The sequence below is a fragment of the Jezberella sp. genome, assembly GCF_964834465.1.
Window position 1 is genome coordinate 175,814 of record NZ_CBAZRM010000004.1, and the last position, 19,469, is coordinate 195,282.

Annotated in this window: 19 protein-coding genes and 1 pseudogene; 9 read left to right on the forward strand and 11 right to left on the reverse strand. The window is 50.9% G+C overall.

Going from position 1 to position 19,469, the window contains the following annotated elements:
- Window positions 1–118 precede the first annotated feature (118 nt).
- The gene (locus tag AC1W8Y_RS04505) at window positions 119–361 is read right to left on the reverse strand and encodes a hypothetical protein (protein ID WP_482013272.1); all 243 of its coding nucleotides are present in this window, start codon (window positions 359–361) and stop codon (window positions 119–121) included.
- A gap of 134 nt (window positions 362–495) precedes the next feature.
- On the opposite strand from AC1W8Y_RS04505, the gene AC1W8Y_RS04510 reads away from it, so the two are divergent.
- Window positions 496–1,287: an MvaI/BcnI family restriction endonuclease gene (locus tag AC1W8Y_RS04510; protein WP_482013273.1), complete on the forward strand. Its 792-nt coding sequence runs from the start codon at window positions 496–498 to the stop codon at window positions 1,285–1,287.
- Here AC1W8Y_RS04510 and AC1W8Y_RS04515 read toward each other — a convergent pair.
- A complete protein-coding gene (locus AC1W8Y_RS04515) occupies window positions 1,284–2,078 on the reverse strand; it encodes a DNA-methyltransferase (protein ID WP_482013274.1) in 795 nt (264 codons plus the stop codon). The genes AC1W8Y_RS04510 and AC1W8Y_RS04515 overlap by 4 nt on opposite strands.
- Window positions 2,079–2,719: 641 nt before the next feature.
- On the opposite strand from AC1W8Y_RS04515, the gene AC1W8Y_RS04520 reads away from it, so the two are divergent.
- Window positions 2,720–3,202, forward strand: coding sequence for a hypothetical protein (locus tag AC1W8Y_RS04520; RefSeq protein WP_482013275.1), 483 nt, complete (start codon window positions 2,720–2,722; stop codon window positions 3,200–3,202).
- 50 nt (window positions 3,203–3,252) lie between these two features.
- Here the strand turns inward: AC1W8Y_RS04520 and lplT are convergent, their stop codons facing one another.
- From lplT to AC1W8Y_RS04535, 3 genes are read right to left on the reverse strand one after another with little or no spacing between them, the layout of a single operon-like run.
- Entirely contained in the window at window positions 3,253–4,461 is a 1,209-nt protein-coding gene (lplT, locus tag AC1W8Y_RS04525; protein WP_482013276.1) for a lysophospholipid transporter LplT, read from the reverse strand.
- The gene (aas, locus tag AC1W8Y_RS04530; protein WP_482013277.1) at window positions 4,458–6,596 is read right to left on the reverse strand and encodes a bifunctional acyl-ACP--phospholipid O-acyltransferase/long-chain-fatty-acid--ACP ligase; all 2,139 of its coding nucleotides are present in this window, start codon (window positions 6,594–6,596) and stop codon (window positions 4,458–4,460) included. Before aas ends, lplT begins: the two co-directional genes overlap by 4 nt.
- A gap of 14 nt (window positions 6,597–6,610) precedes the next feature.
- Entirely contained in the window at window positions 6,611–7,207 is a 597-nt protein-coding gene (locus tag AC1W8Y_RS04535) for a YebB family permuted papain-like enzyme (RefSeq protein ID WP_482013278.1), read from the reverse strand.
- Window positions 7,208–7,328: 121 nt separating this feature from the next.
- Between AC1W8Y_RS04535 and AC1W8Y_RS04540 the strand changes: the two genes are divergently transcribed.
- Window positions 7,329–8,066, forward strand: coding sequence for a helix-turn-helix domain-containing protein (locus AC1W8Y_RS04540; protein WP_482013279.1), 738 nt, complete (start codon window positions 7,329–7,331; stop codon window positions 8,064–8,066).
- A 142-nt stretch (window positions 8,067–8,208) separates the two neighbouring features.
- Entirely contained in the window at window positions 8,209–8,721 is a 513-nt protein-coding gene (locus AC1W8Y_RS04545; protein WP_482013280.1) for a 6,7-dimethyl-8-ribityllumazine synthase, read from the forward strand.
- 31 nt (window positions 8,722–8,752) lie between these two features.
- Here AC1W8Y_RS04545 and dapA read toward each other — a convergent pair whose 3' ends face one another.
- From dapA to mdoH, 4 genes and pseudogenes are all read right to left on the reverse strand, one after another.
- Complete coding sequence (dapA, locus tag AC1W8Y_RS04550) at window positions 8,753–9,631, reverse strand: 4-hydroxy-tetrahydrodipicolinate synthase (RefSeq protein WP_482013281.1); 879 nt, start codon at window positions 9,629–9,631, stop codon at window positions 8,753–8,755.
- A 321-nt stretch (window positions 9,632–9,952) separates the two neighbouring features.
- Window positions 9,953–10,963 (reverse strand): cupin domain-containing protein, encoded by a 1,011-nt coding sequence (locus AC1W8Y_RS04555; RefSeq protein ID WP_482013282.1) that lies wholly within the window; start codon window positions 10,961–10,963, stop codon window positions 9,953–9,955.
- 28 nt (window positions 10,964–10,991) lie between these two features.
- Window positions 10,992–11,096, reverse strand: a pseudogene (locus AC1W8Y_RS04560) (SDR family oxidoreductase); the annotation flags it as partial.
- Window positions 11,097–11,133: 37 nt separating this feature from the next.
- On the reverse strand, window positions 11,134–12,909 hold the full coding sequence (gene mdoH / locus AC1W8Y_RS04565) for a glucans biosynthesis glucosyltransferase MdoH (RefSeq protein WP_482013283.1): 1,776 nt from the start codon (window positions 12,907–12,909) through the stop codon (window positions 11,134–11,136).
- 107 nt (window positions 12,910–13,016) lie between these two features.
- On the opposite strand from mdoH, the gene AC1W8Y_RS04570 reads away from it, so the two are divergent.
- Genes AC1W8Y_RS04570 through AC1W8Y_RS04580 form a run of 3 tightly spaced genes read left to right on the forward strand, consistent with a single transcriptional unit; the run spans window position 13,017 to window position 15,464 of the window.
- Window positions 13,017–13,988 (forward strand): zinc-dependent alcohol dehydrogenase, encoded by a 972-nt coding sequence (locus AC1W8Y_RS04570; protein WP_482013284.1) that lies wholly within the window; start codon window positions 13,017–13,019, stop codon window positions 13,986–13,988.
- Between the two features lie 13 nt (window positions 13,989–14,001).
- Window positions 14,002–14,400, forward strand: coding sequence for a 6-pyruvoyl trahydropterin synthase family protein (locus tag AC1W8Y_RS04575; RefSeq protein WP_482013285.1), 399 nt, complete (start codon window positions 14,002–14,004; stop codon window positions 14,398–14,400).
- Window positions 14,401–14,402: 2 nt separating this feature from the next.
- The gene (locus AC1W8Y_RS04580; RefSeq protein ID WP_482013286.1) at window positions 14,403–15,464 is read left to right on the forward strand and encodes a glycosyltransferase family 4 protein; all 1,062 of its coding nucleotides are present in this window, start codon (window positions 14,403–14,405) and stop codon (window positions 15,462–15,464) included.
- Here AC1W8Y_RS04580 and AC1W8Y_RS04585 read toward each other — a convergent pair.
- Window positions 15,408–16,214 (reverse strand): RibD family protein, encoded by an 807-nt coding sequence (locus AC1W8Y_RS04585; protein ID WP_482013287.1) that lies wholly within the window; start codon window positions 16,212–16,214, stop codon window positions 15,408–15,410. The genes AC1W8Y_RS04580 and AC1W8Y_RS04585 overlap by 57 nt on opposite strands.
- Window positions 16,215–16,260: 46 nt before the next feature.
- Between AC1W8Y_RS04585 and ribA the strand changes: the two genes are divergently transcribed.
- Both ribA and AC1W8Y_RS04595 read left to right on the forward strand, forming a co-directional pair.
- Window positions 16,261–17,358, forward strand: a complete 1,098-nt coding sequence (gene ribA, locus AC1W8Y_RS04590) for a GTP cyclohydrolase II (RefSeq protein WP_482013288.1) — start codon at window positions 16,261–16,263, stop codon at window positions 17,356–17,358.
- A gap of 23 nt (window positions 17,359–17,381) precedes the next feature.
- On the forward strand, window positions 17,382–18,560 hold the full coding sequence (locus AC1W8Y_RS04595) for a hypothetical protein (RefSeq protein WP_482013289.1): 1,179 nt from the start codon (window positions 17,382–17,384) through the stop codon (window positions 18,558–18,560).
- Here AC1W8Y_RS04595 and AC1W8Y_RS04600 read toward each other — a convergent pair.
- Complete coding sequence (locus AC1W8Y_RS04600) at window positions 18,557–19,435, reverse strand: oxygenase MpaB family protein (protein WP_482013290.1); 879 nt, start codon at window positions 19,433–19,435, stop codon at window positions 18,557–18,559. The two genes, AC1W8Y_RS04595 and AC1W8Y_RS04600, sit on opposite strands and share 4 nt — an antisense overlap.
- Window positions 19,436–19,469: the final 34 nt, after the last annotated feature.

The window sequence follows — 19,469 nt, forward strand, 5'->3', positions numbered from 1 at the left end:
CGTGGCGAATATTGGCAAATGCGTATGTGGCTTGCTAAGGAGCATACATAGTTGAGAAGGATAGAACTTAGCTTTTTGCTTAAAAGGTTAAGTTCATTATCACTATCGTTCATATCGTTCACTTTGCTTTTTTAGCTGAAGCTTTCTTTGCGTCAGCGGCTTTCTTCGCAAGAAATTCATCAACTTGCTTCTGCGTTACACGTGACTTGAGTAAGCCTTTGAAGTCTGTTGCTTTGAAGTCATAGAACTTGATTTCTTCTTTGATACGCTTAAGTGCGTCAGCTCTTTCGGATTGCTTAGCATCCTCAAGTTCAGCTTGTGCTTCTTTGATGCGGGCTTGAAGTTCTGCTACACGGCTCATAAAAGGCTCCATTTAAGTTAGTGTGACTTCCGATTGTCTTCAATTTTAGTTCCTTGTCAACAATTTACTTGTCAATTTTGTTGCCAATACTCATAAGAACTTAGGTAAGATATTCATCACTCAAGGAGTGGTGGATGATTACTTTAGAAGACATAAAGAAGATTTTTGAAGCTAACAAAGATGTATGGCTTGTTGGCACACACCAAGGCAATGACGGCAATCAAGGCAATACGCTGGAGGGCTTGTTAGGCGTTGCGGAGAATAATTTAAGCTTGCCAGATTTAGGTGTTTTTGAGTTGAAGACACAAAAAAATGAGACTGGTAGTTACATTACGCTTTTTCATAAAGAGCCTAAACCTCGTGCCTCAATTCCAAAATTACTTAAATGTTTAGGTTGGAAACATCAAGAAGCGGGTAGAGCTTATGGAGTTGACGAGATGAGTTTTCGTTCAACAACTTACGCCCATAGATATAGCGATAGAGGATTTACTATTCAACTTACAGATGAAAAAATAGAATTTGTTTTTGAACCCACTAAAGTCAATGTAGGAGCAAAAGACGCTACATCCGTCTACCAAAATTACGGAGATTGGTTGAGTGACATTGAGGCAAGAAGTCCAAACTATAAAACTGTTTTGCCGGTTTATTGGGATAGAAAAGACTTTGATAGTATATGTATTACAAAGCTTAACAATACTTTAATGTGTTATTGTGACACTAAGGTGATTGATAAGATAGAACATTTCAAAATAACTGAAGCATTTGTGTACAAGAACTTTAAGCACGATAACCTTTCAAGACTTTTTAATGAAGGTGCTGTTGTTATTGACTTTGACGCCAGAACAAGACACAACCACGGTACGAAGTTAAGGGTTAAACGTGATAAATTAGGTGAGCTTTTTGAATTTTCAGAGCGTCTAATTTAATCAAATAATCCATCTTGCTTCTTTTTCTTAGTCTCTTTCATCGGCTCCATAAAGACTTCCTTGAGTCTTTTCTCGGCAAGTTTTATGTAGTTTTTTGATAATTCAATTCCGACAAAATCTCTACCTAATTTTTTCGCGGCTATTGCTGTTGTTCCTGAGCCCATGAATGGATCAAGAATAAGTTGAGCGTCTGTACTGCTTATCACTCGTTCAATTAAAGCGACAGGGAAGGGGGCTGGATGCTCGTTTTTAAGCTCTTGTCCAATCTCCCATATGTCGCCGTGTGAGTTAGCACCTTTAGCAAGTACAAATTCTTTTTTGGTAATCATGTATATAACTTCAAAGGTTGGCAAAAAGTAACCTTTGTTAAAGTTTATGCCTCCCTTACGTCTCCAGATAATTATTTGACGTACTGGAAAGCCTTCAACTATGTCTGCTCTGTCTTGTAAAAGTCCTGCTTGTACACGCCATTTATGGTTGTAAAAGATGGCACCATTAGGTTTAAGAACACGCATCATTTGAGTTAAGCATTGGCGTTGCCAAGCAACGTATTCTTCGTGAGGTAAGTTGTCGTTGTACTCAGCTTCGGCATAACCCTTAAGTAAAGCCGCATTGGCCCACTTGCCGCCTCTACCATCTTTCATTCCGTTACCGGTTGAGTTTCTTAAGTTGTAAGGCGGCGAAGTGACGATTAAGTCTACGCATTCGTCTGGCATTTGTGCCATGACTTCTTCACATTTCCCGTTCAAAAACTTATTGATAAAGTCTTTTTGCTTCAGTACTTTTGCCATTTTTTAAGTAAACTCTTGTGTATTCTTTAGTGTAACTTTAGGTATATTCAAAGCTTCTCAGCTTTTTGCCTTGTACATTTTACTTTCTGTTGTGCTGTCTGTCTGTTTTCATTTCCTCTTAAGTGCTTACTTTTTTACTGACTACTTTCAGCCGCACATTGTGTAACAGGGGCTTGTTTAAGCTGTGGTTTAAGAATAGAATTGCCGTTACAATTTAACAACATTAAAATGAAAAAGTTACGCAAAAGTTACACACGGCTTTTAAGGTGTGCGATAAGCCGCACAAATACTGGCTTTTGTACTTGCGTCATTATTGAGTGGGAATAAGCGCGTTTGTTGACGTCGGATGAACACTGATCCCCAAGGGGGTTAGTGTTCAACCGGCGCGAACCTGGCGATCACATCGTGATTAATCCACCAGTGAAATTGTGAATTCAAATATTGGTGTTTATCTTTGCATTCGCCTGTCATAGACTATGCTTCGTCGTCAAAGCGATTGTGCTCGTATCTGTCCTGCATGCATGCCTTTGTTGATGTCCGACAAATTTGATGCAGGGCATCCTCATGAGCATGTCCAATAACGGCGTGAGCAAGCCATTGGGCTTGGCGTCGCCACAATCATTCATCTAAAGGGATCATCGATGCTCAACGAGAATCATGTTGAATTAGGGCTAGCCGCCAAAATCGGCGCGTGGCTTTTTGTTCTTTGGGGCGTACTGCACGTATGGGTGGGTGCCGAAGGTGTCAGGCAATTTTTGACTGCCGGGGCTCCGAGCTTGTGGGATATGCTGATAGGCGGAAGCGCAGTGTCGCACACTGCGTTTAAGCATGCCTCTGACCCCACAACGCTTTTGGCACACAGTCATTTAATACTGAATTTCTGCATCGACGTGGGTGGTTACGGTGTGCTGGGTTTCTTTGTGGCATGGATGATTCTCAAACAGGCCTCATGGACTGGCTATTTGCTGGGCTTGGTTGTCATCGGTATCGCGGATTTGACCTTTTTGTTTGCCATGGTAGTTTCGGGTGTAATCGAACTCAATGCTGGTACTGTCGGCGGGCCAGTCATCTGGTTTTTCGCCGTGATTCTGGTGCCGTTTGGTTTGCCCAAACGGAAGCGGTAAAAATAGTGGGGGGAGATTTTAGTTGAGGGAGGGGAGCCCCCCTCCTGTGATCACTGACGTAATCGCACCCGTGTCATCGCCAGTGCACCAATTGAACCGAACAGGATCAAACCAAACAGCATGATCACGGTGTTCATCCCCACGTGATGCGCCACCAGAACGCTGTATCCACCCACAAAGAGCAACACGGCAGCGTTCTCTGCAAAGTTTTGAATGGCTAGCGCGCGGCCCACACCGATCAACGAATGACCTTGTTCCTGCAACAGTGCGTTCAAGGGCACGACAAAAAAACCACCACAGGCACCGATGCCGACCATGACCAACATGGCCCAGTGTATGTCGTGAATCTGCATCAGCAGCAACGTCACGGGCCCCAATAGCAAACCACCGATGAGCGCTCGATTGACGTTCACGAGCGAGACAAAGGCGCCAGCTGCGACCGCGCCTAGCACGATGCCGATGGAAAGCACGCCCATCAGATTGGCGGGTGTCGAGTTGTCGTTAATGAGTAACGCGACGGGAACCCAGGCAAAAAGCACCAGACGCAGCGTTGATCCACAGGCCCAGAAAATGCTAGTCCCGAGCAAACTGAAACAGGCATCTCGATTGCTGAACAGTACCTTGAGTGCTTTGAAAAATTGCCAGATTTGAGCAAGCGGGTTGAATTGCAAGTCATGCCTTTCAGGCGCGATGACGGGGATCAATAAGTTAATGGCCGCGGCAAGTGCATAGGTGCCGGTAATCACCATCAACGCGAGATGAATGGATACGTCAGCCAGTTGACCACCGATCAATACACCGGCGAGTATGGCCACAATGGCAGACCCCTCCATCAACCCGTTGGCTTTGACCAGCAACGATGGGCCAACGAGATCCGACAAAATGCCGTATTTCGCTGGTGAGTACACAGCAGCACCCACACCAATCAACCCGTAGATCACGACTGGATTCAGGCCCTGCATCATGGCAATGGCTCCACCTAGCTTGAATAGATTGCCTGCGAGCATCACGCGCCCTTTGGGGAAACCGTCAGCGATTTGGCCAAGAAAAGGGGCGAGCACAATAAACGGGATGACGAAAGCCTCTTGCAATAAGGAATCTAGATGCTCGCTTGCTCGAGACTTTAATAAGCCGATTGCTACGATCAAGACGGCGTTGTCGGCGAGGGCCGAGAAGAACTGGGACACCAAGACTGAAACCATCGGGATGGTTAACAGGCTCTCAGCGGGTTTGATTTGCATCGAAGTATTCGTGTTCATATGTGTTGTGCCATTTGTTTGAGCGTGACGTAATCAGTTTTACCAGTGCCCAGCAAGGGCAGTGTTGCTACCTGTTGTATGTGCCGCGGGACTGCAATCTCGGGCAACCCCAACCGCTTTGCTGTCGCCACCAACGCGTCGCGCGTTAAGTGCTGAGCGTTGGTAAACAGCACGATGGCTTCCCCTTTTGCCCCATCCGGACGGCTACTTGCAGCGTGTTGAGCATCCGGTAGCGCGTGCGCGGCGATTGACTCGACAACTTCCAGTGAAACCATCTCGCCGGCGATTTTGGCGAATCGCTTCACCCGTCCAATGATTGATACGAAGCCCTCTTGGTCAATGGATGCAACATCCCCAGTTTCATACCAGCCTTCTCCCGCCTCAGAGCTCGGGGGCTGAAGCAAGCCCGGCGCCTCATGGCGATAGTAGCCGGACATCAGGTTGGGACCACGAACATGGAGCATGCCTCCCTGGGCGATCCCTGAAACGGGAATCAACTTGTACTCAACGGATGGCAACAACTGACCAACAGATCCTGCTTGATAAGCCATTGGGGTATTCACTGACAATACAGGCGCTGTCTCCGTTGCACCATATCCCTCGAGAATGCGAATGCCAAACTTGTTAAACCACGCATCACGAATTTCGTTGGATAATTTCTCAGCGCCCGAAACAACGTAGCGTAGGCGATTGAAGTCATAAGGATGTGCGTGCTTGGCGTATTGACCCAGAAACGTGCTTGTACCAAACAAAACGGTACAGTTTCGATCGTAAACGAGCTCGGGAATGATGCGATAGTGCAGAGGGGTTGTGTATAAAAATAATTTCATCCCTTTGAGCAAAGGAAGTAACGTACCTGCAGTGAGCCCGAAAGAATGAAAGATGGGCAACGCATTGAGCACCGTGTCTTCCCGCGAGAAGTCGATGATGGCGCTCAGCTGGGCGACGTTTGACAAGAGCGCATAATGAGACAGGACAACCCCTTTAGGTTTTCCCTCAGAGCCAGACGTAAAGAGCACAACGGCCGTATCTCTGGGGTTCGCTGGTTGAATTGCCCACTGCGGGAAAATCATCCCAACTGCGACGGATACCTTGTCAGCTAACGTCAGTTCGCCACGCAAATCTTCCAGATAGAGGACGTTAATCCCCTGAAGCTGGGCGACATCTACCTCAAGCTGCGCTTGTTGTACAAACGCGCGTGAGGTAATTATGGTGTCAATATTGGCGACCAAACAAGCATCCTTCATACCCGCAGCACCCGCTTTATAGTTAAGCATCGCGGGGATACGACCGTGCGCACTTGTACCTATCAGCATGGCAACACTGGCCACCAGGTTAGGCATGAGAATACCGATGTGTTCTCCTGGGGTGCTGTGTTTGCAGATCAGCTTGCCTAAGCCCAGCGTCATCTTGAGAACGTCATGGTAGGTGTATGAGGACTGCTTTACGTCTTCTGCGACCAGCGTTCGACTACCGTAGACGTCAATGGCGTCAATGAGTGCGCGGTATAGCGTGTGCTTGGGTTGCGATTCGAACGTCATCTGCTGCATCAATTTGCGCATCGACTCACCGACAGCCCGCCGCTTCTGCTTATTGCTGCCGGCGCTTGGCATGGGGATGGTGGTGGGTTCAAGCGCGGTGATCGTTATCCGAGGTAAAAAGCGTCTGGGGTGCGCTTTCTTTACTCGCGTAAAGTAGGTTCTCACCGTACCGTCCAAACGGATCGGCAGAACGGTAGCGCCCGTCTTTGCGGCGACGAAGGCAGGTCCTTCGTAAATTTTCATCAGCGATCCTGTCACCGTGAGTCGCCCTTCTGGGAAAATTACCACGGGCCTTCCGCGATTGACCAAGTTGATAATCGTCTTGATCGCCATCGGATTGGTTGGATCCACACAAAGGTAATCCGACAAGCTCAGGATTCGTTTAAAAAACCAGTGTTTGGCGATGTCAGTGTTTACAACGAAGACTGGGTCAAAGGGAAGAAATAATCCGAGGAGAAGTCCATCGAGAAACGACGCGTGATTGGCAATCACGAGCAATTTATGCGAATCGATGGGACGTTGCAGGCCGTTTGCCCGAATTCGAAAGGCCGTCTGAAAAAGTGCTCTTAGCAAAATGCGGAATATTTTTTTCATCGTTGTCTCCCTGATTAGATCGCCTTGCCGTCAAAGACAAGGTGCATTTGTCGATCATTTAATTGACTTGCCGGTGTGACGGTTTCGCGCCGCCACGGAATGAACCCGAGGAACCAGAGTCGCCAAAATAATAGCCGTGTGTCCGGATTTTTGTTGAGTAGTGCGGCAAACGTTTCTGCTTGACCGACAGAGATACCTGTTGCCTCCTGAATGACTTCGCGGACATACCGTGAACAGAATTGACGGCGCGAGTGCAAGCTAAACCCGGTGTCGTAAGCGACGTTGCACCTTGCGCGCGCGGCAAGCTGTAACCGGTCGACTTCGTGACGGTTCAGTGACCGCGGTAAACGGGTGATGGCGATGCGACCTTGATCAGAGCGGCGCACAAACTTTTGCAAAGTGGTGATGCCTGATAGCGGGATCCTGCTCTCTGCAACTTGCACACCGTGCGCATCGATATTGATGACGACACCCACGTGATTGGTCCAACTCATTGTCGCTTCGGATATTCGAGCGAAGAGAGGCACGCGCACTCGGATAAACACGAGATCGCCAATCGCTAGCTTGGCTTGCAGTTCTTGAATCTTGATGGCGTGGCTGATTTCTTGCATGGCTGTTTCCTCTTGGGTGATGAGGTTTTCAGCTTAGTGATTTACATCAAAAAACAAAACGTTTTATGAAAAAAGTGTCGTGATATACACTGATAAGTATTGTTTATTGATACTTTACGCCATGAACGAACTTGACCATTTAGTTAAAACAATCAAAAAGCAACTTAAAAATCAGGGGATGACTTATGCAGAACTTGCTCAAAAATTAAGGTTGTCAGAACCTAGCGTCAAGCGCTTGATGTCTGCTCAGCGCATGACCGTTGATCGGCTGGCAGAAATTGCGAAAGCCCTGGGTTATACATTGGCTGAACTGATAAGAGAGGCAACGGAGCTTGAGCCCAAGATCAGTATCTTGACAGAGAAGCAAGAACTTGAAGTCGTGTCAGATATACAGCTTTTGATCGTCGCCGTGTGCGCGCTCAATCATTGGACACTTGATGACATTGCCCACTACTACAAGATGACAAAGGCGCAATGTATCAAGCATCTTTTAAAACTTGACGAGCTGAGGTTGATTGATCTGTTGCCAAATAATCGAATTCGTATCATCGTCGCGAGAGACTTTGATTGGCTACCGGAAGGGCCGATTCGGCAGTATTTTAAACGGCGCGGCATGCCTGAGTTTTTAAATCATCGCTTCTTGGGAAAGAACGAGGCAATGACCTTTGTTCACGGGATGTTCAGTGAGCAAGCAATGAGCCAGTTACAGACCGATTTACGTCAGTTGCAAAAGAAATTTGCGCAGTTGCACGAAGAGAGTCTGATCACCGATTTAGCTGACCGTAAAGGATGTGGGCTGCTTTTTGCTTTCAGGGCATGGGAGCCGGACGACTTTAAAACATGGCGAAAAATGCCGTAACAAAGACGTCGTTTTCAGAAAAATGAGTTGAGACCGTCGATGTTTGGGTCTCAGACCGGTGTGCCATTGAATTTGAACTTCCAAAGAGTAGGCACTTGTAGGTACGTGCGTCCTGATTTTATTTCGCTTATTTAGGACAACGATGACTCAGACCTGCTCAGCCAATGACTCGGCATCCTTCACGCTACCCCAAAGGCCACACCGCATTGCTATCGTCTCGGCGAGTTGGCATCGCGAGATCGTCTCGAGTTCGACGACTGCAATTGATGATTATTTTCACGAGGTTGATGCGGGCTTTAAGGTTGATGAGTTTCGGGTGCCCGGCGCGTTCGAGATCCCGCTGCACGCCAAAAGGCTGGCGTTGAGCGCTCAGTATGACGCGATCATTGCCTGCGCGCTGGTGGTGGATGGTGGGATCTATCGGCACGAGTTTGTCGCTGCTGCTGTCATCGATGGCTTAATGCGCGTGCAACTCGATACCAACGTGCCGGTCTTCTCTGCAGTCTTGACCCCTCATCACTTTCATGAGCACGAAGAGCATCGTCAAATATTTATCAACCATTTCGTGAAGAAAGGGCGAGAGGTGGCACAGGCATGCTTGCAGACATTGGCAGGCTTGCACGCAATGTCTGCAACCGTTTCTGCGCCTCGGTGAAGCGTATGGACGTCGACGTGTCAGGGATGCATTAGCCCGAGACCTCAAGGTTTTTACTCATCGCGATCAGCCGTTGTTCAAGCGAGTCACTTGCAGCACCCATCGGTGCTCGCAGCTCTGGCGCAAGATGGCCCTGGTGTGCCAAAAGCGCTTTAACTGGCGAGGGATTAGGCTCAGCAAATAACGCATCGATGATTGGTAGCAACTTAGACCAAAGGGCACGCGCCTGCGGCAAATTGCCCTCTTTGAGCAACCTGATGACTGCGACAAATAAATGGGTATGAACGTGACTGGCCGCGGCAATCGCGCCTTGACCGCCCAGCGCCACGGTGCTGAATATATTAGCGTCATCCCCCGCTAAGACGATCAATCGGCCAGAGGCAATCAGTGATTGCGTTTTGATCCAATGGCCACCACAATCCTTTATCCCCACGATATGCTCGTGCTGACTGAGCGCGAGGAGGGTACTTTCATGTAACTCAACACCGGTTCGGCTTGGGATGTCGTAAATAATGATAGGCAAACGACTTGCATCTGCCATTGCCGTAAACCATTGAATCAATCCTGACTGAGAAGGACGGATGTAGTGAGGGGCAGACACCAATAAGCCGTTCAGTGGCAGTGTAGAGAGTTCTCGCACCCAAGCAACAGTATCCTCTAAATGATAGCCAGAGACACCCATGATCACTGGTAGAGTCGTCACAGACTGCACGCTTTGAAGTGCGGCGAGTTGTTCGGCTTTGCTCAACGCTGCCGCTTCTCCGGTTGAGCCACAAACGACAAAGCCGGCAATGCCTTGCGAGGCGAGATGCTGGGTTAACTGTCGCAGCGCGATGTGATCGATTTGCCCCGCGCTAAACGGCGTGACGATGGGGACCCATAGATCGGTAAAAATAGAATTTTCTTTCATGACCCACTTCCTTTTTTAACGCATGACCGATGGAAGAAACCGTCAGACAGCGGGCGAAAGTAAGCAGCGAAAAATGTTCTTTGCAGTCCCGTCGCTCATCTGAGGACGGAACCGCAGCCCCGATCAGATGAGCTTTGGTTTTTTTGATTTTGAGACATTCGCTGACGGCCACAGGACACCGATCGATTCAGATGAATCGAGCAGGGTGACTAGGTGGGGTTGAGTCGTGCGCATGAACTCAATTTAGCATATTCCGACACAGCCATGTTTCGCAGTCGCGTTTGATCCGCCAAAGTCAAGGGTATGACGTTTGTTTTTAGATCACAGCGAACGGGCGGGTGAATGCATTAGTACGACTTCGCAGACTTTTCCATCCAACGCGACTGGGCAGTGCTCAACCCCCTTGGGCACGACGATGAATTCACGCTCTTCAATCAGTTCTTCACGATCGCGCAATTTCATGAGCAGACGACCGCTTTTGACAAAGAACAACTCGTGGTCATGGGGGCGAAATGACCACCTCGACGTCCCTTCGAAAGTCGCAAGCTGAAATTGTTCGTGGTTGAACGACTCGTCATCGGCGACTGGCAGAGGCTTTGGCAGTTGACCAAAAGCCGTTGGCAGGTCGTTTTTTTGAACTGGCGAGAGGTGCCGATTGAACGCGGCGACATCCCGAATAATTGCTGAAAGCTGACCCACGACGTCGTCACCGTCTGCGGGATACTTACCATCAAGTGCCGCGGTGCCGATCGTAAACCCTGCCGCACCTGCGTGTTTGACCGTCAATATTCTTGCTGGATGATCAATCGAGCCCGCGACATACACGGGTTTAGAGATCGCACCACAAACCGCTTTGATCAACGCGGGCACATCCTCGTTCGAGCGGTAAGCCAACAGATCAAGCCCATGTACACCGGGTCGCGCCGCCAAGGTCTTAGCACACTCGACGATTTCACCAATACTACCCTCTAAGACGCTGGGGTGACCCGTGATCCGCCCCGGGAAAGGGAAGTACTGCAAGCCACTGCCTTCAATGACCGGCAACACATCATCGACATGCGTGCCGCCCAGCAAAATATCCACGCCAATGTCGACTGCTGCTTGGGCAGAAATGATCTCGCTTTCGCGATCAAGAGAGACGACTTCAAGATAAGAGGTAGCACCACCCGCCTTGATTGCTTTGTTGAGGGCTTTTAGTTCGGCCAAGGGTAGCCCGATATCCTTGAAACCGATATGGCGAACCCCCACACCGAGCGCCGTCTGAAGCTGCGTCGAAGCATCGGAGACTGTCCGGTCGTGTCGGGTGAGCATAAAAATAAAGCGAAGCCCCATCGCGATCTCCTCTTAACGTTCGCTGAACTTACACCAAAGAAATGCCGCCGTCCATGACTAAAGTTTGGCCAGTCACGACGCTTGAGGCTGCTGAGGTCAATAAGATCACCGCGTGCGCAATATCCTCGATCGTGCTGACACGTTGCCTGACCGTTCACGCCTACTCTGCGTCAGGGTCGACCCAGCAAGGCTGGCAGTTCGAGCGCACGCAACTCTGGCGGAGGCGATGTTTCTTCTGGCAATTGAGCAATGCCAAGGCGGGTCATCCATCTGCCGACGCGAGGCCACGATAGGATCACCGCCAGTGGGATCGGCGTCACCAATCCAAAAATAAAGAATAGTGAGTAAAAAAGAAGGCTGGGTTGGTAGTGAGCAATCAGACCAAGACAGGTGACGCCGAACGCCGTATGCGCCCAATAGAGCCTCAACGCAGACAACCAGGCGACCGAGTGGTCATCACGCGTTTGCGCTGCCCACCCTTTGCTGTTGCCCGTCGCCAATCGCAACAAGAACACGGTTTGGTTAAACCACATGATGGGGCAAATCAGTAGCGAGAAAATCGTTTCAAGCAAAAAACTCAACAAAAATTTGAAGACACCGCCAAAGGCAGTCAACTGCAATTTGCTCGCCAGAACATCAATCACGCTCACGATCTTGGGCAAATACGACATCACGAGGGTGATCGTAAAGACAAGTTGTAAGAGCGCAGGATTGAGCATCAACGGCGCATGTGCCGAGACGCTTGCCATGACGGTGGCACTCACCATCAGACCGATCCAGGCGGGGGCACCCGCGAACATCAACATGGCAAGCATCAATTGAATTCGACTCACCATGGCGAGGTTGGGCAGTGACACGAGGCTACCGTACTGCATATTGCCCTCGCACCATCGCAAGTCACGTTGAACGAATTCGGGTAAGGTCGGTGGGTTTTGCTCCCAGCTAGCGTCCTCAAGAGGAAGCACTCGCACAGCGTAACCCGCTCTGCGCATCAAGACCGCTTCTACCTGATCGTGGCTGAGAATATGTCTTGGGCCATCGCGATTAGGTTTGAGTAACGGTAGTTTGCACTGTTCTGTAAAAGGCTTTATCCGTATCAAGGCGTTGTGCCCCCAGTAGGGGCCGCAGTCGCCTTGCCACCAAGCGCTTCCCATGGTCCAAGAGCGCATGCCTAAACGCATACCGAACTGAAACAAGCGCGTGAAGCCACTTTGTGAAGGCATGGCGATGACCAAGCCTTGTAAAATGCCGAGTTGTGGATCTGCTTGCATCATGCGTACCAAACGCAAGATGGCCGATCCCGACATAAAACTGTCAGCATCCAACGTCAACGCAAACTCATGTTGATGACCCCAGCGTTCACAAAAATCGTGTACGTTGCCGGCTTTAAACCCCTGGTTGTGAGTGCGACGTCGGTAGGTCAGCGCTAAGCTGTCACCCAGCGACGCTTTAAAGGCCTCAAACTCAGCCTCTTCAGTCAAGGCCAATTGTTCGTTGTTGGTATCACTCAGAATATATAGATGAAAGTGCTGAGCTGCTTGAGCCCGCACTAAGCCTGCGACAGATAACGCCAGATGACGAATGACTTGCTTGGGGTTCTCATTGCGAATGCAAACGAGCAAGGCAGTTGACGCGGTGATGGGTGTCTCGTTCGTTGGATTGGCCGCAACCACGATGCTGGCAGGCAGCAGTTTTGCCAACGGTTGCTGACTGAAGCGCATGATCAGTAAGCCGATCACGGCGTTCCATAAGCCAATGCTTAGCCAGGGGAGAATGACCGCATACAGAGCCAACACGATGCCACCGCTAATTGAGGTACTTGCCTCCCCTAACGCGAGGTACATGAGCCACAAAAGCGCGAGGATGGTCAACAACACCAGCACGGCAAAAATAACTCGCCGGGGCAAGAAATTTGGTGAAAGGTCTTGAGATGGTTTGGGTTGCAAAAGTATTGCCTTGAGGTCATTTATACTGGGTCATAGCGTGCAAGAAGTATAGGTCATGCTCTGTGCGTCCATCAGTGATTTTTCATAGCGATACGTTGATAACCCGTATGACGAGCGTTCAAGCACTTTGGTACACGGCACCCAATCAAGCCGAAATTCGATCGCATCAACTGGCATCAATTGACCCAGGCGATTGCCAAGTTAAAACAATGTTTAGTGCGTTTAGTCGAGGGACTGAGGCACTCGTGGCGACTGGGCGCGTCGCAATCGAGGATTACGATCGGATGCGAGCCCCCTTCATGGGCGGAGACTTTCCGTTTCCGGTGAAGTACGGCTATGCCAACGTGGGGCTGGTCGAAGTTGGGCCCGACGCCTTGCTTGGTCAAACGGTCTTTAGTTTGAGCCCGCATCAAACGACGTTGCATCTGCCTCAGAGCGCATTGGTGCCGATCGGCAATATTGCGCCCAAGCGTGCGTTGCTAGCCGCCAACATGGAGACCGCCCTCAACGCCGTATGGACCGCTGCGCCTTGCCCCGCTGATCGCATCGCCGTGGTCGGGGGGGGAGTCATCGGTTTGTTGGTGGGCTACCTTTGCGCCAAATTGCCAGGCGCTGAAGTGACGTTGGTAGACATCAACCCGCTTCGACAGTACGAAGCACACAAGCTCGGGATGGCGTTTGCCTCGCCGCAAGATGCACCGCAGGGTTGCGATCTTGTGGTGCATGCCACGGCCAGTGCCGGGGGCTTGAACACCGCAATTGGTTTGGCTGGTGAGGAAGCCACCGTGCTTGAGTTGAGTTGGTTCGGCGCTGGCCAGGTACCGGTCACGCTTGGCGGGGCTTTTCATAGCAGGCAATTGAAGTTGATGGCTAGCCAAGTCGGGCATATCGCTGCCTCGCACCGACCCAGATGGGATTATGCGAGACGTTTGAATGCCGCGATGCGACTATTGGACGACCCGGCGCTGGATGTGCTGATCGAGCGCCCCATTGCCTTTCAACACGTTTGCCGTTACTTATTAAGAATTTTCGATCCTCATGCTGGTGTGCTTTGCCAGCCAATTTCATACGACGCTTAATCAGGACATCACCATGTTTACAGTCGAAGTTCGTGATCACATCATGATCGCCCATTCTTTCCGCGGGGCAGTATTTGGTCCGGCACAAGCGCTGCACGGCGCCACCTTTGTGGTCGATGCCGCGTTCATCTCAAAAGAGCTCGACGCTAATGGGATTGTTGTTGATATTGGTTGCGCATTGGAGGTATTGAAGGCCACGCTCAAACCACTCAACTACACAAATCTTGATGAAGTGCCCGCCTTCAAAGGGATCAATACGACGACCGAGTTTTTGACCAAGCATATTTTCGATGAACTGGCAGCCGCAGCCAAATCGGGCCAGCTGGGCCGTGCCAGCCATGAGCTTCATGCTATCCGCGTCACGATTTCTGAATCTCACGTGGCCCGCGCCTGGTACGAAGCGACCTTGTGAAGATGCGACGTGTCGCGTTTGCTATCCCAGGAGATTTGCAGACGGCAACCGGCGGCTACGGCTACGATCGTCAGATCATTGCTGCGTTAATCGCCCTGGGTTGGGACGTTGAGGTCGTGTCGCTCGGGGATGGCTTTCCGTGGCCAGACGAGCCGACGCTGGCCAAGGCACACCGGCTGCTGGCAGCACTCGATCCCCGTACACCGATTGTGATTGATGGTCTGGCTTTTGGGGTAATGCCTGAGGCCGCTGCGCAACTCGCACAACATTATCAGCTGATCGCCTTGGTACACCACCCTTTAGCGCTAGAAAATGGTTTAACCCCAGACGCTCGGCAACTATTGCAGGTCAGCGAAACGCGAGCCCTCGCTCACGCGCAACACGTCATTGTGACGAGCCGAGCCACCGCTCGTCTGTTGTCAGATTTTGAAGTTCAAGACGATCGAATCAGTGTCGTCTACCCTGGCACTCAAGCCTCGTCTAGAGCACACGGCAGCGACGGCAACATCGTCGAATTATTGTCTGTTGGTACGATCACCCCTCGCAAAGGGTTTGATATCTTGGTTGATGCCCTGGCGCAATTGCCGGATTTGAATTGGCATTTGACCGTGGTTGGTGACTGTGAGCGCGATGCGGTGTGTGCAGCCACGTTAGTTGAACAAATTGACCGCTGGCAGTTGCGCAACCGAATCACGTTGACCGGCACTTTATCGTCGAACGAGGTGGCAAATTACTATCGCCGGTCGGATGTATTTGTGCTGGCGTCTCATTTTGAAGGCTATGGCATGGCCTACGCAGAGGCGATGGCGCACGGCTTACCGATTATCGGCACGACCGGCGGGGCAATCGCAGATACCGTCCCACCTCAAGCAGGTTTGCTCGTCACGCCAGGCGATATCTTTGGTTTGGCGCAGGCCATCGCAATGATGGTGGGCGACTCAGCTTTGCGATCGCGATACGCGGACGGTTCATGGGCCGTCGGGCAGACCTTGCCAAACTGGCAGACGTCAGGGACGGCATTTGCCAACATCTTGACCGGACTGAATCTGCGCACAGTGCGCTGAAAGGTCGCAATCAAACAGGATTTCACCCTCAAGTGGGTGAACAGTGACCGATGGTTTGATCGCTTCACTGAGTTTTTGAATCTCTGTCAGGCACAGACCCGTTCTACCCGATCCCAAAATAATGGGGGCGACAATTAAATGCAGTCGATGTAGGCAGCCTGCCTGAATGAAGCGCGCAATCGTATCAGCCCCACCTTCAACGAGAATCCGTTTCAACCCTCGCGCTGCGAGGGCAGCCAGGATCGCTGGGGGGGTGATCTGATCTTTGGTGGTTGCCATGGCCAGATGTTCAACCCCCTCAGGGATGTCAGGGAGCACACCCGCACGAGTAATCACGATGCGCTGTACCCCATCGTCACACCAGACCCGGGCCTGGCTCGTGAGTTTGCCTGATGGATCAATCACGATTCTGGCTGGCTGCGGCCCAACGACTTTTCTGACGGTCAGCATCGGGTCGTCGGCCAACGCGGTACCTACGCCAATCACGATGCCGTCAACCAAGGCACGCAAGCGGTGAAGATGGGTTAACCCAGCTTCGCCATTGATATATTTTGAATCGCCTGTTGGGGTCGCTATTCTGCCATCGAGTGACTGACCCAGCTGACCGATAACGAACGATTCGCTGGCGGTACGCAATGGCCAGAAAATCGGATACCAGACGTTTTGAGGGTCAGGTGCCGATGTTTGAAAAGCATGAACAAATGCGTGCCATTGCTCATGATTTGTAAGGGTTTTAGGGATAAAGTTCATCACACTGGCATAATACAGGGTAATCCCGAATTTAAGGTTGTGTAACGTGTCGACGACTCAAAAGCAAAAATACGAGTTTGATCAGGCCTTGGCAGCAGTGGATCGTGCAATTGCAGATCTGCGTCGCGGGCTGCCAGTCTTGGTTCGAGGTGGCAAGCACTTGGTCCTGATGCTCTCAAGCGAAGGGGTAGGGCCTGAGACGCTTCACCTGTTCTCACAAGCTGGGTCAGGGGATATTTCGCTTGCAATCACCGGCAAAAGAGCTCGGTCGCTGGGGTTAGGTGAAACAGGACATGACTTTTATTTGATACGGGGCTCTCGACCCCTGCAGGCGGATGATGTCGAGTATCTGTCCGATCCGACCTCGTTGCTCGCGCCTCTCGATTTGGGTCAGTTTAAATTCAGCCACGGTGCGTCGATTGAGGGTGCTGGTTTGTTGTTGACAAAACTGGCGAGATTATTGCCTGCTGCCTTGACAATGCCGGTGACTGAAGCGCCCGAGGGCGTGTTGGTGGTCGATGTTAAAGATATCGAGTCGTATAAGACCATCGGTGCACAACAATTAAAGATCATTAGCCAGGCGCGAGTGCCTCTCGAAGACGCAGAGCAGGCACGGATGGTTGCTTTCAGACCGGGCGACGGCGGGGTAGAGCACTTTGCTATCGTCATTGGTGAGCCTGATCTTTCGCAGCCAGTGTTGGTTCGATTGCACTCAGAGTGTTTCACCGGGGATTTGCTTGGCTCGTTAAGATGCGATTGCGGCAGTCAGTTGCGGGGTGCCATTGAATCGATGTCCAAAGCGGGCAGTGGGATTCTGCTTTACCTCGCGCAAGAAGGGCGGGGGATTGGGCTGGTCAACAAACTCAGAGCTTATCAGCTGCAAGATGCGGGGTACGACACCATTGACGCGAATTTGCAGCTTGGTTACGACGAGGATGAGCGTGTTTATCTGCCGGCAGCACAAATGCTCAAGTTGCTGGGCGTGAGCCAGGTGAAACTCATGACCAATAATCCCACTAAAGTGACCTCGTTGAGCCAGCATGGCATTGACGTGATCGAGCGAGTGCGACATGTGTTTGCGTCCAACGAACACAATACCGGTTATTTACATACGAAAGCCATCAGAGCTGGGCACCTGATTTAAAAAGAATAGCGGGGAGAAGCGGGATGACAAGGTCGGTCAGTTTTTTAAGCTTTAGGAAAATGCTGCTCAAGGGATTTGCCGTCTTGGCGACATTCGCTTTGCTGTGGTCTCAGGCACAGGCTCAAGCGATTGAGCTGATCAAAGAAAAAGCTGAAGCGCCCGCTTGGCAACGAGTCAAGCTAGAACACAATGCACAGCCTTTCGAATTCGCTGCCTACGCGAACCATGATCTGGCCGAGACGGATTTCAACATTAAAGAAATTGTCGTTGTGCTGCATGGCGTGAGTAGAGATGGAAACAACTATTTCGCTTCAGCTCAATCCACCCTCAATCAGGTTCATCTCGACCAGACTTATGTCTTGTTGGTTGCCCCGCAGTTCGTTTCACCCGAAGATGTAGGCAAAGGGTATACGGGGTTGCCAACGTGGGGTAAATTTGATTGGGCAAGTGGTTTGGATGCATTAACAGGCCCCGGCGGATTGAGCTCGTACGAAGTCATGGATAAATTTCTGTTGATGCTGGCCGATAAAAACAAGTACCCGTCGCTGCGCAAAATCGTTTTTGCTGGTCACTCTGCAGGTGGTCAATTGGTTCACCGCTATGCCGTGTTGAATCAGATTGATCAACGTATTCGTGACAGTGGCATCGACCTCAAGTACGTTGTCGCCAACCCATCAGCCTACCTGTATTTTACGAAAGATCGTCCGACATCAGAAACCACCTTCGGGCCGTTTGCCGGGCGCGATACGTGTCCAAACTACGACCAATATCGTTATGGCACCAGAGATCTGATCCGCTTTGGCGGCAATGTTTCGGCACCAGCTTTGCTTGAGCGTTATTTGCAACGCCAGGTGACCTATCTGATGGGGACTGCCGACAATAATCCTCAACAAAATAACCTCGATAAGTCTTGCGCAGCCCAAGCCCAAGGCACAACGCGCATCCAACGTGCGCGGCGCTACATGGCCTACGAGCGATTTGTGGCGACCCCTTTCACCTTTATTAACCATGACGCTTTCGAAGTGCTCAATGTGGGGCATAATCAAAGCGGGATGTTTCAATCGACGTGCGGGGTGAAAACACTATTTGGCGCGGAAGTGGTTGCAAACGAGGTCTCGGCAAGTTGTGAATACAAGCCGGCTCAAGCCCTTAAATATAAGCCCGCCATTCGACAAGACCCGATTGACAGCCCAGGCCCTTAACTCGGCTGAACTCGAAGGCGAGAATAGGCAGCGACACCCTCTGAATCCAACGCCCAGTCAATGGGGTGTGCCAACAGTTTGAGGGCATATCTGACGAAGGCCTTTTCCCCCGCGCTGGCTGGCGGCTTATTGAGCAGCCGTAATGCCCAATCCGGCAGTAAATGAAACGCAGCCGCGATGACCAGCCTCAGTATTGGGCGATCCACTGGCCGACAGGGAAAGTGCTCGATCAACTCAACGACTGCACGGGTACGTTCATTGAAAACGAGTGCTGATCGATAGCTTTGCAACATCCAGTTTGCTTCGGTGACGCTGTGAGGTAAGCCCTCAGCGCCTAGTAGCTCACCGAGCAGTGCCATTTCGTTGATGTATTGATCTTCTTGTTGCAGCAGCAACGGAGAGTGACCAAATTGTTGATACCCACCCAAAAAGCTCAAGACTTCACCAAGGTGAACCCACTTGAGTAAGGTGGGGTCGTCGGCACGATAGACGGTACCGTCCGGCAAGCTACCTGTGACCTTGAGGTGGATATTGCGGACTCTCTCAATGGACTGCATGGCCATGTCGCGACCACCGTAGCTGGTTGAGGCGATGTAAAAAGCGGTACGTCCAAGCCGTGCTTTTAAATCTTGCCGAAATGACGAGTGATCCCAAACGCCAGCAAGGGCAAGTGGGTGTAACGCTTGAAGCAGTAGGGAAGACAATCCCCCCACGAGCATGGGGATAAAGTGCGCATGCACTTGCCACACCATCGAATCGGGCCCGAACAGACCCGGATCGCCTTTAGGTTCAAGAAATGCAGTCGGCCGACCTTTACCGCCAGTCATCTGCCGGACTTGCTGCGCAATCGATGCTTTGATGGGTAGAGAGATCATGCTACGTGATCCACATAGAAGTGAAACTTGGATC

What these genes read in the sequence shown, in the direction of transcription:
- AC1W8Y_RS04505 (WP_482013272.1), bottom strand. Translation starts at nt 361, where the DNA reads ATGAGCCGTGTAGCAGAACTTCAAGCCCGCATCAAAGAAGCACAAGCT.
- AC1W8Y_RS04510 (WP_482013273.1), top strand. Translation starts at nt 496, where the DNA reads ATGATTACTTTAGAAGACATAAAGAAGATTTTTGAAGCTAACAAAGAT.
- AC1W8Y_RS04515 (WP_482013274.1), bottom strand. Translation starts at nt 2,078, where the DNA reads ATGGCAAAAGTACTGAAGCAAAAAGACTTTATCAATAAGTTTTTGAAC.
- AC1W8Y_RS04520 (WP_482013275.1), top strand. Translation starts at nt 2,720, where the DNA reads ATGCTCAACGAGAATCATGTTGAATTAGGGCTAGCCGCCAAAATCGGC.
- lplT (WP_482013276.1), bottom strand. Translation starts at nt 4,461, where the DNA reads ATGAACACGAATACTTCGATGCAAATCAAACCCGCTGAGAGCCTGTTA.
- aas (WP_482013277.1), bottom strand. Translation starts at nt 6,596, where the DNA reads ATGAAAAAAATATTCCGCATTTTGCTAAGAGCACTTTTTCAGACGGCC.
- AC1W8Y_RS04535 (WP_482013278.1), bottom strand. Translation starts at nt 7,207, where the DNA reads ATGCAAGAAATCAGCCACGCCATCAAGATTCAAGAACTGCAAGCCAAG.
- AC1W8Y_RS04540 (WP_482013279.1), top strand. Translation starts at nt 7,329, where the DNA reads ATGAACGAACTTGACCATTTAGTTAAAACAATCAAAAAGCAACTTAAA.
- AC1W8Y_RS04545 (WP_482013280.1), top strand. Translation starts at nt 8,209, where the DNA reads ATGACTCAGACCTGCTCAGCCAATGACTCGGCATCCTTCACGCTACCC.
- dapA (WP_482013281.1), bottom strand. Translation starts at nt 9,631, where the DNA reads ATGAAAGAAAATTCTATTTTTACCGATCTATGGGTCCCCATCGTCACG.
- AC1W8Y_RS04555 (WP_482013282.1), bottom strand. Translation starts at nt 10,963, where the DNA reads ATGGGGCTTCGCTTTATTTTTATGCTCACCCGACACGACCGGACAGTC.
- AC1W8Y_RS04570 (WP_482013284.1), top strand. Translation starts at nt 13,017, where the DNA reads ATGACGAGCGTTCAAGCACTTTGGTACACGGCACCCAATCAAGCCGAA.
- AC1W8Y_RS04575 (WP_482013285.1), top strand. Translation starts at nt 14,002, where the DNA reads ATGTTTACAGTCGAAGTTCGTGATCACATCATGATCGCCCATTCTTTC.
- AC1W8Y_RS04580 (WP_482013286.1), top strand. Translation starts at nt 14,403, where the DNA reads ATGCGACGTGTCGCGTTTGCTATCCCAGGAGATTTGCAGACGGCAACC.
- AC1W8Y_RS04585 (WP_482013287.1), bottom strand. Translation starts at nt 16,214, where the DNA reads ATGAACTTTATCCCTAAAACCCTTACAAATCATGAGCAATGGCACGCA.
- AC1W8Y_RS04595 (WP_482013289.1), top strand. Translation starts at nt 17,382, where the DNA reads ATGACAAGGTCGGTCAGTTTTTTAAGCTTTAGGAAAATGCTGCTCAAG.
- AC1W8Y_RS04600 (WP_482013290.1), bottom strand. Translation starts at nt 19,435, where the DNA reads ATGATCTCTCTACCCATCAAAGCATCGATTGCGCAGCAAGTCCGGCAG.